This is a genomic window from Demequina sp. TMPB413, from assembly GCF_020447105.2.
In the GTDB taxonomy this organism is placed as follows: domain Bacteria; phylum Actinomycetota; class Actinomycetes; order Actinomycetales; family Demequinaceae; genus Demequina.
Genome location: NZ_CP096184.1, coordinates 2045831 through 2061005 on the forward strand (window position 1 = coordinate 2045831; position 15175 = coordinate 2061005).

Annotated in this window: 11 protein-coding genes; 6 read left to right on the forward strand and 5 right to left on the reverse strand. The window is 66.1% G+C overall.

All coding sequences use genetic code 11. The features are described from left to right. Positions 1-154: 154 nt before the first annotated feature. From LGT36_RS09770 to LGT36_RS09780, 3 genes are all read left to right on the forward strand, one after another. Positions 155-415: a hypothetical protein gene (locus LGT36_RS09770; RefSeq protein WP_226096010.1), complete on the forward strand. Its 261-nt coding sequence runs from the start codon at positions 155-157 to the stop codon at positions 413-415. A 146-nt stretch (positions 416-561) separates the two neighbouring features. After that, complete coding sequence (locus LGT36_RS09775; protein WP_226096009.1) at positions 562-1272, forward strand: DUF433 domain-containing protein; 711 nt, start codon at positions 562-564, stop codon at positions 1270-1272. Beyond that, complete coding sequence (locus tag LGT36_RS09780; RefSeq protein WP_226096008.1) at positions 1262-1654, forward strand: hypothetical protein; 393 nt, start codon at positions 1262-1264, stop codon at positions 1652-1654. Before LGT36_RS09775 ends, LGT36_RS09780 begins: the two co-directional genes overlap by 11 nt. On the opposite strand, the gene LGT36_RS09785 is transcribed toward LGT36_RS09780, so the two are convergent. Continuing rightward, a complete protein-coding gene (locus LGT36_RS09785) occupies positions 1651-2904 on the reverse strand; it encodes a type II toxin-antitoxin system HipA family toxin (protein ID WP_226096007.1) in 1254 nt (417 codons plus the stop codon). The two genes, LGT36_RS09780 and LGT36_RS09785, sit on opposite strands and share 4 nt — an antisense overlap. 2 nt (positions 2905-2906) lie before the next feature. Beyond that, a complete protein-coding gene (locus tag LGT36_RS09790) occupies positions 2907-3197 on the reverse strand; it encodes a helix-turn-helix domain-containing protein (RefSeq protein ID WP_226096006.1) in 291 nt (96 codons plus the stop codon). A 149-nt stretch (positions 3198-3346) separates the two neighbouring features. Between LGT36_RS09790 and LGT36_RS09795 the strand changes: the two genes are divergently transcribed. From LGT36_RS09795 to LGT36_RS09805, 3 genes are all read left to right on the forward strand, one after another. Continuing rightward, entirely contained in the window at positions 3347-3568 is a 222-nt protein-coding gene (locus LGT36_RS09795; RefSeq protein WP_226096005.1) for a hypothetical protein, read from the forward strand. A 54-nt stretch (positions 3569-3622) separates the two neighbouring features. Then, entirely contained in the window at positions 3623-5653 is a 2031-nt protein-coding gene (gene acs, locus LGT36_RS09800; RefSeq protein WP_226096004.1) for an acetate--CoA ligase, read from the forward strand. 148 nt (positions 5654-5801) lie between these two features. Continuing rightward, the gene (locus LGT36_RS09805) at positions 5802-6287 is read left to right on the forward strand and encodes a GNAT family N-acetyltransferase (RefSeq protein ID WP_226096003.1); all 486 of its coding nucleotides are present in this window, start codon (positions 5802-5804) and stop codon (positions 6285-6287) included. A 32-nt stretch (positions 6288-6319) separates the two neighbouring features. On the opposite strand, the gene LGT36_RS09810 is transcribed toward LGT36_RS09805, so the two are convergent. The 3 genes from LGT36_RS09810 to LGT36_RS09820 all read right to left on the reverse strand — a co-directional run bounded on the left by LGT36_RS09810 (position 6320) and on the right by LGT36_RS09820 (position 15175). Next, complete coding sequence (locus LGT36_RS09810) at positions 6320-12208, reverse strand: DUF5979 domain-containing protein (RefSeq protein WP_226096002.1); 5889 nt, start codon at positions 12206-12208, stop codon at positions 6320-6322. A 247-nt stretch (positions 12209-12455) separates the two neighbouring features. Further along, positions 12456-14153, reverse strand: a complete 1698-nt coding sequence (locus LGT36_RS09815) for an ABC transporter ATP-binding protein (RefSeq protein ID WP_226264561.1) — start codon at positions 14151-14153, stop codon at positions 12456-12458. Then, positions 14150-15175 carry an ABC transporter permease gene (locus tag LGT36_RS09820; protein WP_226264562.1) on the reverse strand — a complete coding sequence of 342 codons (1026 nt, stop codon included), beginning with the start codon at positions 15173-15175 and terminating at the stop codon, positions 14150-14152. Before LGT36_RS09820 ends, LGT36_RS09815 begins: the two co-directional genes overlap by 4 nt.

A 15175-nucleotide genomic window follows, 5' to 3' on the forward strand; every position in this document is an offset into this window, starting at 1 on the left:
GTCGGCGCGCCTTCTAGTCGCGCAACTGTGTGACCGTCGCTGCGCACATCCGTGCGGCCGACATGGATGGCGCTGTCCACAACCCGGGTGGGTTGCGCGGCGTGGCGTCGGTGGAGCGGCATACGCTGGGGTCTACCGACGGAAGGAGTGCAGGATGACCGCATCGATGCCGATGCCAGAGCCCGCCTCCCACGGTTCGGCGTCCGAGGCCGCCATGGGCGAGGTCTCGGCCGTGTTGCTTAACCTTGAGCACACCATCAGCCGCGCCAAGAACGGCCTCGCCAAGGTGCGTCGCGCGGGGGGCGAAAACAATGTGGAGTTGGCGCTGGAGTCCGCCATCAAGGAACTGACCGCTCAGCACAAGCGCCTCATGCAAGACACGTACTACGCGGGCGACGCCATCCGGTTGTTGTAGTCCGGAACGCGACGGAGTGTGAGGAACCGAATCGGCATAGCGAGCGCCTCTCGCAACGTGGCGAAGCTCGCAGAACGCTACGCGCATCGCATGCGGGACAATGGAACGCCCGGGTGCGAAGATGTGAAGTGTAGGAAGGAGGCCTCATGATGGCGATTCCAGAACAGTTGTCGACGCCTCTGTACACACTTACCGAGGCGGCACGCCTCGTGGGCATCCCGCCCGCGACGTTGCGGTCGTGGGCGCGAGGGCGCGACTTTCCCACGGCTTCGGGGGAGATACGCCACTCTGACGCGCTCGTGACGGATGCCGGCGCAGGCCCGGCAGGCTTCGCCACCATGCCTTTCGTAGGCCTCGCCGAAGCGGCCTTCCTTGCCGCCGTCAAAGCCACTGGCGTACCGATGCAGCGCATCCGTCCCGCACTTGAGAAGTTGCGAGATGAGATGGGAGTCGAGCACGCGCTCGCGAGCCAGATGCTCTATACGGACGGCGCCGAACTGCTACGAAGCGTCGGTCCCGCCTCGGGCGCTACTGATCGCGAGCTCGAACTCGTAGTCGTGAGGACCGACCAAGGAGTATTCACCCCCGTGGTCCGCAACTTCCTCAACCACGTCCGATTCGGCCCGTCGGGATACGCAGAGTCAATCAGGCTGCCCAAGTATGGGGAGGCCGAAGTCATAGTCGATCCACGGTTTGGTTTTGGTCAGCCAGTGCTAGAACGCAACGGTGTGCGCGTCGAGGACGTCCTCGATCGATTCCACGCCGGAGAATCCATGGACGTCATCGCAGATGACTTCAACATGCCCCAGAGAACCGTCGAGCAACTGATTCGAGCGAGTTTGCCGATTGCCGCATAGGTTCCTCATTGATCGCAACCTCGGCACGAAGGTGCTGCCGCGGGCCCTTCGAGGCGCGGGCTGGCAGGTCTCGACCCTCGCGGATGAGTTTGGAGAGGCTCGCGCGCAACAGGCGACCGACGAAGAATGGTTGCAGTATGCGGGCGAACGAGGACTCGCAGTTCTGATGAAGGACAAGCGCATTCGATACCGGCGTTCTGAACGCGAGACCCTCACGCGCTTCGAGGTGCGCGCATTCTGCCTGTCGCAAGGATCCCTCACCGGCGACCAGCAGTCTGCGGCGTTTCTGCGAGCGGAGTCGCGCATCATGCGGGCTTGCGAGGATGCCGGGCCGTTTCTCTATGTACTGACAGCTAGGGACATCCGGCGCGTTGAGCTCTAGTCACGCAACTGTGTGACCGTCGCCGCGCACAGGTGCTCGAGCCTGGGCATGAGGCGCTTGCTGAGGTCTGTCGCGCCCGTAGCGTCCAGCTGCTGCGAGAAGGCCACGGGGATAGTCTCGGCCTGGCGACGCACCTCGTCGCGGAGACGTTCCGTGTCCACACCCATGCCCTTCGCAAGCCGATCCCAATGCCTTCCGTGGACGGAGCCGAACACCCGTTTCCCGCCTAGCGACATGGCTGCCTGGTTGATTTCTGAGCCGGCGGCGGCGTCGTACGGCAACGCGGATGCCACGTCGTAGAGCGGCGTGATGCGCGTCAGACCCGGCGCGTGCATGATCGAGTAGTTCTTCGCATGGGCGTCTGGCGCCCCGATGAGATAGTTGAACACCAACGCCTGCGCGAACTCCCACACGTCCGCCTCGCCATCGGTGCAGTTGTCGCGCAGCAGGCGGGCGATGTCGGCGGCCGAGGGGCCGCCGCTTGCCTCGTACTTCTTGCGCGGATACACCGCGAGCGCCTGACACATGTCCTCTTGGTGGACACGCACGATGCTGCCGTCGCGCGCACGCCGACGGTCAAAGCGCGTCACCACGAGTGCGGGCTCGCCGTCAAACTCGCGATACTCGGTCTTGGCAGCGCGCAATCCCACCGCGCGGGCCGTCTGCATGGACAGGTGCTCCACTAACGCCTGATACGGATACTCGCCGATACCGGGCTTCACGATGTGCGTTGACGGGGCATCGCCTCGCACCTCAGCCCAACGCCCATCTGGCTGGCGCGTGAGGGTGAACTTGCTCTGCGCGCCCGCGAGGGACCACCGCTCACCAGAGACGGCCCACTCGGAGGTCTCGCTACGCAGTTCACTCAGTCTTACACCGATGTCTGCATCTACAAGCGCGCGCACCTGCACGGTTCGAGCGGATATGCCCTCCGGCACGAAGCGTGCACCACCAGCGCAGTCAAGCCCCATATGCACGAGCAACGCAAAGGGATTCTGCGCGGAGACTCCGAACTCAGTCGCCCATCGCGAGCGAACCTCATTGCTGTCCGGCAGTAACCCCCACATGAACGGGGAGACACTCTTTCCTCGAAATCGGGCCCGACTGACGGGCATCGATAGCGAGAGCGGCGGCCGGCTCGCGTCTGCGGCGTAGTCGGAGTCATAGGCGAATGAGAGACGGCCGAAGTCGTCCTGGACCGCGGCACCGATCACCGCTCCATACAGTTCGACATTGAGGTGGTGTGCCACGACTACAGTTCCTCAGTTCCTTCGAGTATCGAAGGATCGAATCCTGCGCGCGTGCTCTGCTCAGGCAAGTCGCTCCCACGCGAACGCCTCGAGTTCAATGAGATTTCGAGGTCGAGAGCCTTGGCCGCTGCGATGAGTGTGGTCGCATCGATCCGCGCTCCAGACTCGAGCGCAACGACAGTCGCCCTACTGAGCCCCGCTTTTTCCGCGAGCGCCTTCTGAGTCAGACCCTGGCTCTCGCGCTCCGCGCGCAACGCGGCGCCGAAGGCGTGAAGTGTTCCGATTCCTCGCATGATGTCAGCCTACGTTTACTTTGCGCAAAGTCAAGCAACATCGACATTTGGCGAACTGCATGTCAACTACAGTTGACTTTGCGCAATGTCAACTGTAGTTGACATGCCGCCCACAGTGCGGGTCGAGACCCCCAAGCTGCGGGGACGGTGTGGCTATCCTGCGGAACCGTGCGCACCCCGTCTCCGCCTTGATCATCGCCTTCGTCTTCGTCGTGATCATCGCCTTCGTCTTCGTCGTGATCATCGCCTTCGTCTTCGTCGTGATCATCGTCATGATCCTCATCCTGATGCAGACGTTGATCTTCGAGGAGCCCCCACCCCGCGGGCGCCGTCGGCGTCGATACCTACTGGGGTCTTACCAGGCTCCCTAACAAACCCCTCGGGCCCCATTTTACGAGGCGGGACCTTGGCCCTAGGCTGGCCCCATGGTCAAAGACGCCCATGTCCCTGGCGGCTACGCTCCGTCCCGCCACACCCTCGAGAACCTGCACACCGAGAAGCGGATCTTCCCGCCCCTGGTCAGCATGGCCGCGCACGCCAATGCGACCAGCTACGAGTACAAGAAGGCGCGCGCCGATCGCCTGCAGTACTGGCGCGAGGCCGCGCTACGCCTCGAATGGCACGAGCCCTTCAGCGAGATCCTCGACTGGTCCGACGCCCCCGTGGCCCGCTGGTTCCACGACGGCACCCTCAACGCGTGTGACAACGCGGTGGACCGTCACGTGCGCGAGGGCCGCGGCGACCGAGTCGCCTTCCACTTTGTGGGCGAGCCAGGCGACACCCAGACGCTCACCTACTCCGACATGCACGAGCGCGTCCAGAAGGCCGCGCGCGGCCTCGAGTCGATCGGCATCGGCAAGGGCGACAGGGTCGCCATCTACCTGCCCCAAATCCCAGAAGCCGTCGTGGCGATGCTCGCCTGCGCCCGCGTCGGCGCCATCCACTCGGTGGTCTTTGGTGGCTTCAGCGCGGAAAGCTTGCGCCAAAGGATTGACGACGCCGAGGCGAAGTTGGTCATCACGGCCGACGGTGGCAACCGGCGGGGCTCCCATCTCGCCTTGAAGCCCCTCGTGGACGAGGCCCTCGCGAGTCACGGCGAAGGCACCGCGCATCCAGGGCCCTGCGAGTCGGTCAAGCACGTACTCACAGTGAAGCGCACCGGACAGGACACCGCCTGGACCGAGGGGCGCGACGTGTGGTGGCACGACGTCGTGGACCCTCAACCGGCCGAGCACGAGCCCGTCTGGGTGGAGTCGGAGCACCCGCTGTTCATCCTCTACACCTCTGGCACCACCGGCACCCCCAAGGGGCTCTATCACACCACCGGCGGCTACCTCACGGGAGTGGCACACACCCATCGGATCGTGTTCGACATCAAGCCGGAGACGGATGTCTACTGGTGCACGGCAGACGTGGGCTGGGTGACCGGCCACTCCTACATCGTCTACGGACCGATGATCAACGGCACCACCCAGGTGCTCTACGAGGGCACCCCCAACACTCCGCACGAGGGCCGCTGGTGGGAGATCGTCCAGGAGTACAAGGTCACCATCCTGTACACGGCGCCCACCGCGATTCGCACCTTCATGAAGTGGGGCGAGGCCATCCCCGGCCGGTATGACCTCAGCTCGCTGCGCCTGCTCGGCTCCGTGGGAGAGCCCATCAACCCCGAGGCCTGGATGTGGTACCGCCGGGTGATCGGGTACGACCGCTGCCCCATCGTCGACACGTGGTGGCAGACAGAGACCGGCTCCATCATGATCTCCCCCTTGCCTGGCGTCACGGGCACCAAACCAGGCTCCGCCATGACGGCCATCCCGGGGATTGCGATCGACGTGGTCGACGACGCTGGCTCGCCAGTGCGCAACGGCGAGGGCGGGTACTTGGTGGTCACCGAGCCGTGGCCGGCGATGCTACGCGGCATCTGGGGCGACCGTCACCGCTACCAGTCCACCTACTGGAATCACTTTGACGGCATGTACTTTGCCGGCGACGGGGCCAAGAAGGACGTGGACGGAGACCTGTGGTTGCTGGGTCGCGTTGACGACGTCATGAACGTCTCCGGCCACCGCCTCACCACCACCGAGATTGAGCACGCGCTCGTGTCTCACCCGTGGGTCGCGGAGGCCGCAGTGGTGGGTGCGAACGATGAGATCACCGGCCAGGCAGTGGTCGCATTCGTCATCGTGCGCTCCGACGCGGCCGACGTGCCCACAGAGGGCGAGGCCGTCACCACCGCTCTGCGCGAGCACGTGCGCAAGCAGATAGGTCCGCTCGCCAAGCCGCGCGACATCCTGGTGGTGGCCGAGGTCCCCAAGACCCGCTCCGGAAAGATCATGCGCCGCTTGCTGCGCGACGTGGCGGAGAACCGTGTGGTGGGCGACGTGACCACGCTCGCCGACTCCTCCGTGATGGACGCGATCAAGGAAGGCCTGGCCGCGGGCAAGGCCGACTAGCTCGCGCGGTCCCGCCGCGCGCTATCCGCACACCCTGCGGGGCACTCACGCACCCTCCCGCGCGCTATCCGCACACGACGCCCGGTCTTCTCGGTCGCACCAAGCGTGGTGTGCGGACAGGGCGCAGCGCCGTGTGGAACATGGCGCCATGCAAAACTTGGCCATGCGTATCGAGATCGAGAGCCCCTACGCGCCAGACATCGTCGCGCTCCTGGAGGAGCACCTCGCCGACATGCATCTCACCTCGCCGCCAGAGTCCGTCCACGCACTTGACGTGGCGAGGCTGGCCGCGCGTCACGTGACGTTCGTCGCCGCACGGCGCCCAGACGGAGCCCTGCTCGGAGTGGGGGCTCTAGCGGCCCTCGGCGAGGCTCACTCGGAGATCAAGTCGATGAGGACCACGCCAGCGGCAAGGGGCAGAGGCGTCGCGGCAGCCGTCCTGACCCGCTTGCTCGACATCGCCAAAGAGCGCGGCGATATCCGCGTCAGCCTCGAGACCGGCTCGCAGGAGTTCTTCTCTCCCGCTCACCGGCTCTACGAGCGTCACGCCTTCGCCGAGTGCGAGCCCTTCGGCTCCTACGTCCGCGACCCGCACTCGAGATTCTTCACCCTCGACCTGACCCACCGCGCCTGAGGGTTCGCCCCCTAGCCGCTAGCCGCTAGCCGCTAGCCCAGCCGCCTGCGACCGCGCAGCACCAGCACCACGCCGCCAGCCACCAGCACCAGCGCAAACAGCACCAGCGTCGTCCAGCCTGTCGCGCCCGTGAAGGCGAGCTCGCTGTCGTAGCTGTTGGTCAGGGTGACGGTGACCGTCCCTGCCGAGATGGGCACCGAGGCGCTCACCCTGGTGATCGGCGTGACGCCCTCGCCCGCGAAGGTCACGGTGCTGGCCGCGCCAGAGTCGGACTCCGTCAGCACGCACTCGGAACCGACGGGCAGTCCCTCGACGAGCGCCGTGAACCCATCGGCGCGGGTCAAGTCAAGGCGGGCGTAGGCGCCCATGTTCAGCGGCGCTCCCTCCACCGTGCACGCGACGTCCACTGCAAACCGGCTCGGCGCAAGGTCGGCATAGACACCGGCGACCACCTTGTCGATCTGCAGGGCGCCCGTCATGAGGTGAATGCCCATGCGCGCCGGCGCGATCTTGCGATACGCGGTGGCGCCCGTGTCCAGGTACTTCACACCGAACTGGTTCCACGCGTACGTATCAGCAACCGGCACATCCACGCTCGCCCCGCTCGGGTCAGCGGCCGTCGCTGGCACGTTGGTGGTGCTGTACGTGACGTCTACGAAGGCACCAGGTGCCAGCAGGCCTGCGTCGGTACCGCCGAAGTCGAGCGAGATCCTGAACGCCGTCACCTGAGACCAGTCGTCGTCCGGCCCAGCAACCACCCATACCTCGCCGTTCTGCTCACAAGCGGCCTGGCCCTCAAGTCCTGCCCACGTGCCCGCGCAGGGGTTGAGCGATGACGTCACCTCGACCTGAATGTCGGTTCCCTCCGGCGCGACGATGTTGAGGTCGTCGAGCATCTGCGGCCGGTACATCGAGCCTCGGCTCGAGCCGGAGATCAGGTAGGTGTCTCCCCGCGCCGGCAAGGCGTCGAAGATGACCATCTCGTCCAAGCCTGTGGTGCCAGCGTTCTGTGCGCGCAGCACCCAGGCGTCGTCGCCGCCCATCACACTGTTGGCCGCACATGGAGCCCTGAAGTACGAGCCCCCAGTCGCCTCGAGAGAGGCCCTGCACTCTTGCTCGGGGTTGAGCGGGTTGGAGGCGCCTTCGATCGAGCCGCGCACGCCCTTCACCGTAAACAGGTTGGGGCCGACGCTGGGGGTGACATAGTCGGTCGTGCCACACGTGGTCGGGTCAGTAGCCCATGCCGACGTCGTGGAGCCCCCGCTGGCGATGTTGGCGCAGGACGCGAGCGTCTCGGCAGTGGTGACCGTCATCTCGTTCGTGGCGCGATCGCCCGCGGCGAGGCCAGGCTGCACCTCAAGCATGATCCGCACCGAGAAGGTCTCGCCTGGCGCCATGGTGCGGTCACCGTCTGGCCACGTGAACACGAGTTCGTTGCCGGTCTGGGTCATGTCCGCCGGCTCCGGAAGCAAGCCGGAGGCATCGGTCGTGTACACGGGGTCCGTGTCGCCGAGATAGACGAGCTGCGCAGGAAGCGTGTCCCGCAACTCGGTGATCGTCAGGTAGCCCGTGCCAGCGTTCCTGAACGTCACGTCCCACGGCACCGATTCGCCTGCGCTCGCGGTGTGGTTGCCGTCGTTGGCCAACTTGTTGACCTCGATGGCGTATGTCCCGGGGCTCAGGCCGATCTGCGCGCTCGCCGCGCGGACCACAGAGGACTCTCCGTTGAGGCGATCGCTGATGACCTCGACCGTGTTGTCAACGGAACCCGCAAGTACCACCGGCTCACCAGAGTCGCGGTATGTGTCCCGCAACTGCACGGTGAACGTCGACGACGTGCTCCACTGCTGCGCCGGCATGGTGCTGGAGAAGAAGCCAGCGTCGGCGCGGGAGAACGCGAGCCGCAGGCCCTGGACGTCCTCGTACTGGTCGGGGGGAACCGGAACCGTGGCGCCTGCGATCGGATGGGCCGCACTCGAAACCCACGTCATCGTGCCCGCTGGCCCAAACGGCCCGTAGACGGACACCACGACCTGATCGGAGCCAGCGGGGGGCGTGAGGTCTCCCAAGCCAGTGAAGGAGAACTGGTTCCAGAAGTCGGGTGACGTGGACGCGTCATCAGTGAGGCGCACCTCGGCGGGCGGAAGGGAACTGACGGGCGCCTGGCCCTGGTTCGCGCCCAGCGTCACGGTGACGGGGTTGTTGCGCGTCGGCTCCGTCAGCGCAGCGGGAGAGATCGACTTCAGCGCGGCGACGTTGATGTCGCCACCCGTCAGCCTGGCGGAGGCTTCGTCAACATCGCCGACGGCGACACCGTCGCTGAGCACCGGGTCATAGGACTGCGCGAAGGCGCGGTTCGGCACCGTCAGCCGCTCGTTTGCGGCGACGGTCTGCGCCTCGCCACTCACACGCAGGTGGGTGCGCAAGCGAGTATCGAGCGAGACCCACAAGCGGTTGCCCCGGGAGATGCTGCCGCCATCCGCTACAGGGTCCGTGTCTTGGAAAGTCACGGAGACGCCGACGACGTCGCTCAGTTGGCCAGGGGTCATTGCGTTGACCTCGGCGGCGGTGTGGCTCGTGGTTGAGTATGAACCAGCGGCGTAACGCAACAGCCACACGGTGGAGGCGCCCAGGTCAACCTCCGCTGGGATCGACGCGCTGATGGTCACGCCCGTCAGGTCGAAGCGATCGAAGGGGTTGCCCTGACCAGACGTGGTGAGCCAGTCAACGCCAGGAGTGAAGGGATCGGCGAGCGCGCCGGCAGCCGTGGCTGGGCTCTCACAATCTGCGATCGGGTCGGCGTCGGTGCACACCGGCGAGTCCATGACCCTCACGTAGGAGGCCTGCGACACCGAGTTGTTGTTGGCCTCGACGGCGAACCTCACGGTGGGGTAGCTCAAGGCGGGAGTGCCCTCCATGGGCACGTAGATAAGAGACGAGGGATTCACCGCCTTGTCGACGGTCACGCCCGGTCCAGGGTTGGTGATGAGGATCTCGTCGTTCGCGGTGTCGGTCGCGTCCGAGCCGCCACCCAACGGCGTCGCCTCAAGCAGGACCGTGTTGTCCACCACTCCCAGATCGACGGTGTTGTAGGTCACCGCGTCGGTCACCCAGTCCTCACTGACGCGCATCTTGTCGCGCAATTGCCACGTCAGGGAGAACTCACGAGTGGTGCTCGGCGAGGCCACGCCGGTGCCGACCTCTGGGGCATAAGGGTCGTAGGCGGAACCGGCCTGGCGAGCGGCCGTGCGAGCAGCGGCGTTCTCGCTGAGAACGATCCTGACTCCCGTCGCCTCTGCCGACTCCGTGGCCGTCAGCGTGTAGCCAACGAACCGGCCGGAGGCGTTGATCCAGCCGCTGGCCGGCTCCGTCACCGGCACCCACGACCCCGCACGGTAGAGCTCGACCGCGTCGACGGTGTCGTACTTCAGGTACCAGCCATTGCTGAAGGGTGTGCCGCTCGCGGCGATCGGGGCGATGGAGACCAGGTTGAAGGCCTCGAAGACGGTCGTCTCTGGGTCACTCGCGTCGACAGGGTCGGTGATGGTGACAGTCTCGTAGCCCTCGGCCACCGACCACGTGAGGCGGGTCGAGCGCTGCGCGCCAGACTGTGCCGGCACGGTGACTTGGTTCCACGCCTTGTCGATCCCGGCGGGGCCCTCGCCCACTCCGGACTCCACGGTCGCGGGATCAACGTCGAGGTCAGAGTCCGTCAGCGGAGTGCCCGTCTCGGTCTCGCCGGAGCCTCCTGCGAAGCCGGAGTTCTCAAACTCGACCGTCTCGTCGTCCACGGGCACGGTCGGTCCGCCAGTGCGCAACGTGGCCGACGCCCTCGACACGACGTAGGGAGTGACGGTGGTGTCGGACGCGAAGCCGGCCGCAGTCGCGTTCTCAAAGGTGAAACGGATACCAGTGGCCGCCGTGAGCGCGGCCGGGCTTCCGAGCGCGGTCTCCAGTTCCGCCCTGGTCAGCGACGCGAGGAAGGGCGTCGCGCTCGCGGCGAAGAGACCCACCTGGGTCCAGGTCGACAAGTCCGCGCCCTGGACCTCGACAGTGAGTGACGTGTTCGCAGGGACCTGGGTGGGAGCCATGCTGTCGAGCACAAAGGCGTCCCAGAAGCTGCCGACACCGCTGTAGGCGTCCTCGACCACGATCTCGTCGGCCGTGATGTAGTCCGAGGTGGTGGTCAGGCGCGTCCGCAAGGACGTGACGACACGCTCGCCGGGAGTCACGGTCGTGGACGGCAAGATCGACTTGTTCAGCGTGATGTCGATCGCCGGACGGAGCAACACCAGGCTTGCATCGTCGCTCGCGTCGTCGGTGAGGCCGTTAGCCGCCTCGACGGTGGTCACCACGGTATTGGTGGTGTTCAGGGAGTTCGCCGTGCCGATCGCCGACTCTGCGGTGTCGATGTCGAAATCGATGGTGCTGGAAGCTCCCGCCTCGATCGTGCCGGCGGCGGCGCTGAACACCACCTCGAAACCGGAGATGGGTTGCGCGGGCGCGGCGGGAGTCGCTCCGTCACTAAACGGAAGCGTGACCTCGGGGCTGCCGTCGAGCGGGTAGTACGTCACCGCCGCGGATACGGTCCCAGCGGGCCACGACGGCGGGGCAGTGAAGCCGCCGAAGGTGACGTCAGCGGTGAAGTAGCCAAGGTCGGCCGCGCGAAGTTCTACGACATCGACATCGGAGGCATTGGTCGCGACGATCCGACCGGCGGTCGAGGCTCCGGCAGCGATCCGCCCGGGAGTGATGTCCTTGGTGGTCGCGGCGAGCACGGTCGCAGGATTGACGGTGTGCGGCGCCGTCGCGGTGTCGGAGGCGGGAGTGTGGCCGGCGGCGGAAGCGGTCGCCTCGACGACGTTGGTGACGGCGTGGATCGCGGCGGACAGGCCAGCGCCCTCGCGGTCGGTGGCGCGCTGCTCGACATCGAGCGTCACGGCCGCTGACGCGCCTGGCGCGATCTCGTCGCCAGTGAAGACGAATCGCAAGCCGCCCACGTCGGCCGCGGCGACGCCAGAGGGCAGTGCGGGAGCAATGTTGGCGATGCCCTCAACCCAGCCCCAGGTGCCCGCCTGGAACACGTACGCATCCACCTGGACAACGTCGGCGCCCGCAGGCATGGCGAAGCCGTCAAAGCCCGCGAAGTCCTTGATCGTGAAGGGGTTTGACGCGTCGAGCACCGTGGCGCCGTCGGGCGCGGTCTGGGGCTCCTGCACCACGATCGAGTCGACAGGGATGTTGGAGGTGTTGGTGGCCGTCAGCGCGATCGCCGACGCCCGTCCCACCTGGAAGGTCTGCGTGGCTGGAGTCCAAGCCTTGGTCACATCGACGGCGATACGTTCCGGCATGGTGACGGTGATGGTCGCCGAGTCCGAGGAGTCTGAGGAGTTCTCCGCGGTTGTCGACGCCGTGTTGATGATCTCCGTGGTGCCTGGCGGCAACTCGTCGGGGACCTGCATGGTGAGCTGGACCGTGAAGGTCTGGCCATTTTGAAGACCGGTGCCGGTGGGTGCGGTCACGTCGCCAGTGAAGTCGACGACCAAGCGCGTGTCGTTGTTGGCCGCGGCGGGTGCGGAAGACCCTGGAACGCCGTCGACAATCCAGGTGATGTCACGCGGAATGACCGAGTCGCTGGGCGTGAAGGACACTTCCTCGATCGCATACCCAGCGAGTTCTGCGGGCAGAGGGTCATCCAAGCGCGCGTTAATGCACGAGGCCTCTGAGCAGCTCACCCGGATGGTGTACGTGAAGGGTTCGCCCGGCTCGGGGGTCGCGTTCGACACCGTCTTGGTGACCGATAGATAGAGGGGATCGCCCGGCCCTGCCTGGGCGGGACCAGCCGTCACCACCGTCGTTCCAAGAACAACAACCGCCAGTAAGGCGGCCCACAATGGGCGCGCGACAGCAGAAAGCCTCATGCAGTTAGCCCCTCAGCTAAGTTCACTCCGCCGGCGCACGTCAGGGGACATCAGTCGCGCATCACGTCCGGAGCGTGTGGCCAGGCTAACGTGACAAATGTCACACTGGCAAGCACCTGCCGCCAAGTGTCCGCTTTACCCGTTATTTCCCTGCAAATGTGGCCATCATGGCCCAGATGCGGTCGGGCTCACGCCCTGCGGGGCACTCACGCGCCCTCCGCGCGCACTCCGCCGTCCTGCGGGGCACTCACGCACCCGCGTCAGCTGCGCGCAGCGCCTCCCACTGAGCCCGCCGTGATGCCTGCTCGACGGGATCAGGCACCGGCAGCGAAGCCAGCAACCGCTGCGTGTACGGCTCGCGCGGGGAGCCGAGCACCTCGTCTCCTGTCCCCTCCTCGACCAGGCGACCCTTGTGCAACACGGCGATCCTGTCAGCGAGCATGTCCACCACCGCGAGGTCGTGGCTAATGAACAGCGCGGCGAAACCCAGTTCCCTGTGCAACTCATCAAAAAGGTCGAGCACGCGCGCTTGCACCGATACATCCAGCGCCGACGTTGGCTCGTCGGCGATCAGGAATTCGGGGTCGAGGGCAATGGCCCTCGCAAGCGACGCCCGCTGGCGCTGACCGCCAGACAACTCATGGGGGTAGCGATTGCCAAACGCAGCTGGCAACTGCACGGCCTCGAGCAACTCGTTGACCTTGACCCGAGCGTCGGCGGCGTTCTCTGCCAGCCCGTGCACCACGAGCGGCTCAGCCACGCACTGCGCGATGGTGAGCAGCGGGTTGAAGCTTGTCGCCGGGTCTTGGAAGACGAAGCCGATGCGCCGCCGCGTGGGACGGAACTGCCGTTCGCGCATGCCGTGCATTTCGACGTCGAGCACCCGCAGTGAGCCGCCTGACACCCTGGTGAGGCCTGCCATCGCACGGCCGATGGTGGTCTTGCCACTCCCCGACTCGCCCACGAGCCCGAGCACCTCGCCCGGTCGGATCGCCAAGTCCACGCCGTCAACGGCCACGAAGTCGGGCTGCCGGAAGCGACCGGGATACGTGATCCGCAGGTCCTTCGCCTCCACGACGGGCTTGTGTTCTGCCCAGCCTTCAGGGCGGCGGGCGGCGCGCTCGTGCGCCCTTGCAAGCCCCTCGCCGATGCGGGGAACGGCCGCGAGCAGTTGCTGGGTGTAGGGGTCTTGCGGGGAACTGAACAGCGTCTTGACGTCGGCGTGTTCGACGATCTTGCCTTGATACATCACGGCCACGCGGTCGGCGAGATCTGCCACGACGCCCATGTTGTGGGTGATGAGCACGATCGCGGCACCAAACTCGTCCCTGCACCGGCGCAGCAAGTCGAGAATCTCGGCCTGCACCGTGACGTCGAGCGCCGTGGTCGGCTCGTCCGCCACGATCACGCCGGGATTGAGCACCAAGGCCTGAGCGATGACGATGCGCTGCTTCTGACCCCCCGAGAACTGGTGGGGGTAGTGGTTGATGCGCGTCTCAGGATCAGGGATGCCCACCCGGCCCATCACGTCGATGACCTTGGCCCGGATCTCTTTGCGCGACAGTTTGCCGTGCGCGCGCAAGCCCTCAGCGATCTGCCAGCCGACGGGGAACACGGGGTTCAACGCGGTCGACGGCTCTTGGAACACCATCGCGGCGTCACGTCCGCGTAGTTCCCGCAACCTGCTGCCTGACACTTGCACCACGTCACCCTCGGTGGCGCCATCCCTGCTGGTCAGCACCACGGCACCGCGCACCGAGGCGGTCTCGGGAAGCAGGCCGAGGATGGTCTTGGCAGTGACGGTCTTGCCACTTCCCGACTCGCCGACGACGGCGAGCACCTCCCCCTCGCGCACGGCGAAGCTCACGCCGTCAACGGCCTTCACTGGCCCCGAGTCGGTGGCGAAGGTGACGGCGAGGTCGCGGATATCGACGACGTTGGTCATAGCGACCCCTCCTTTGGCGTCTGCGCGCCGTCGTCCTTGCGGGACAACTCCACGCCCAGGTCCTCCACAGGCTCCGCCCCTGCGGCCCGCTTGCGAAGCCGGGGATCGGCGAGGTCGTTGAGACTCTCTCCCACGAGCGTGAGCCCCAGCACGACGAGCACAATCGCGGCACCAGGGAACACCGACGTCCACCAGATCCCGCTCGTGACGTCCGAGAGCGACTTGTTGAGGTCGTAGCCCCACTCGGCGGCTGCGGTCGGTTCAATGCCGAATCCGAGGAAGCCCAGCCCCGCCAGGGTGAGGATCGCCTCCGAGGCATTCAGCGTCAGAATCAGCGGAAGCGTCCTCGTGGCGTTGCGCAGCACGTGCTTGGTCATGATGCGGATGTTGGAGGCGCCGATCACGCGCGCCGATTCCACGAAGGCCTCCGCTTTCACCCGCACCACCTCCGCTCGGGTAACGCGTAAGTACTGCGGGATGAAGATCACGGTGATGGAGAGCGCAGCCGCGAAGATGCCTCCCCACATGTCCGATTGCCCGCCACTGATGACGATCGCGAGCACGATGGCCAGCAGCAGCGACGGGAAAGAGTAGATGGCGTCGGCCATGACGATGAGCGTGCGGTCGAGCCATCCGCCAAAGTAGCCGGAGATCAAACCAAGAATGACGCCGATGACGATCGACGCAGCCACCGCGACCACGATCACGTAGAGCGCGGTGCGTGAACCCCAGATGAGGCGCGACAGCACGTCGAGCCCGCCTTGGGTGGTGCCGAGCCAGTGCTCGCTCGACGGCGGCTGCTGCGCGCCGAAGGCGCCGGACTCGTCGCGGAGTTGAGAGAAGCCGTAGGGGGCAAGCAAGGGCGCCAAGAGGGCGGTCAGCAAGAACAGGCCAGTGAGCACCAGTCCGGCCACGAGCATGCCGTGCTGCACTCCCACGCTGATGCGCAAGTGGGAGACGATCGGGAGTCGCTGCCACCGCGACCGGTGAGGCGCGAGGTCCTCTGCGGGTATCTGGCTCAT

Bases quoted from the DNA above. Each gene is read 5' to 3' on its own strand.
- LGT36_RS09820 (WP_226264562.1), bottom strand. From the start codon at position 15,175: ATGAGCCAGATACCCGCAGAGGACCTCGCGCCTCACCGGTCGCGGTGG.
- LGT36_RS09775 (WP_226096009.1), top strand. From the start codon at position 562: ATGATGGCGATTCCAGAACAGTTGTCGACGCCTCTGTACACACTTACC.
- LGT36_RS09810 (WP_226096002.1), bottom strand. From the start codon at position 12,208: ATGAGGCTTTCTGCTGTCGCGCGCCCATTGTGGGCCGCCTTACTGGCG.
- LGT36_RS09790 (WP_226096006.1), bottom strand. From the start codon at position 3,197: ATGCGAGGAATCGGAACACTTCACGCCTTCGGCGCCGCGTTGCGCGCG.
- LGT36_RS09805 (WP_226096003.1), top strand. From the start codon at position 5,802: ATGCAAAACTTGGCCATGCGTATCGAGATCGAGAGCCCCTACGCGCCA.
- LGT36_RS09815 (WP_226264561.1), bottom strand. From the start codon at position 14,153: ATGACCAACGTCGTCGATATCCGCGACCTCGCCGTCACCTTCGCCACC.
- LGT36_RS09770 (WP_226096010.1), top strand. From the start codon at position 155: ATGACCGCATCGATGCCGATGCCAGAGCCCGCCTCCCACGGTTCGGCG.
- acs (WP_226096004.1), top strand. From the start codon at position 3,623: ATGGTCAAAGACGCCCATGTCCCTGGCGGCTACGCTCCGTCCCGCCAC.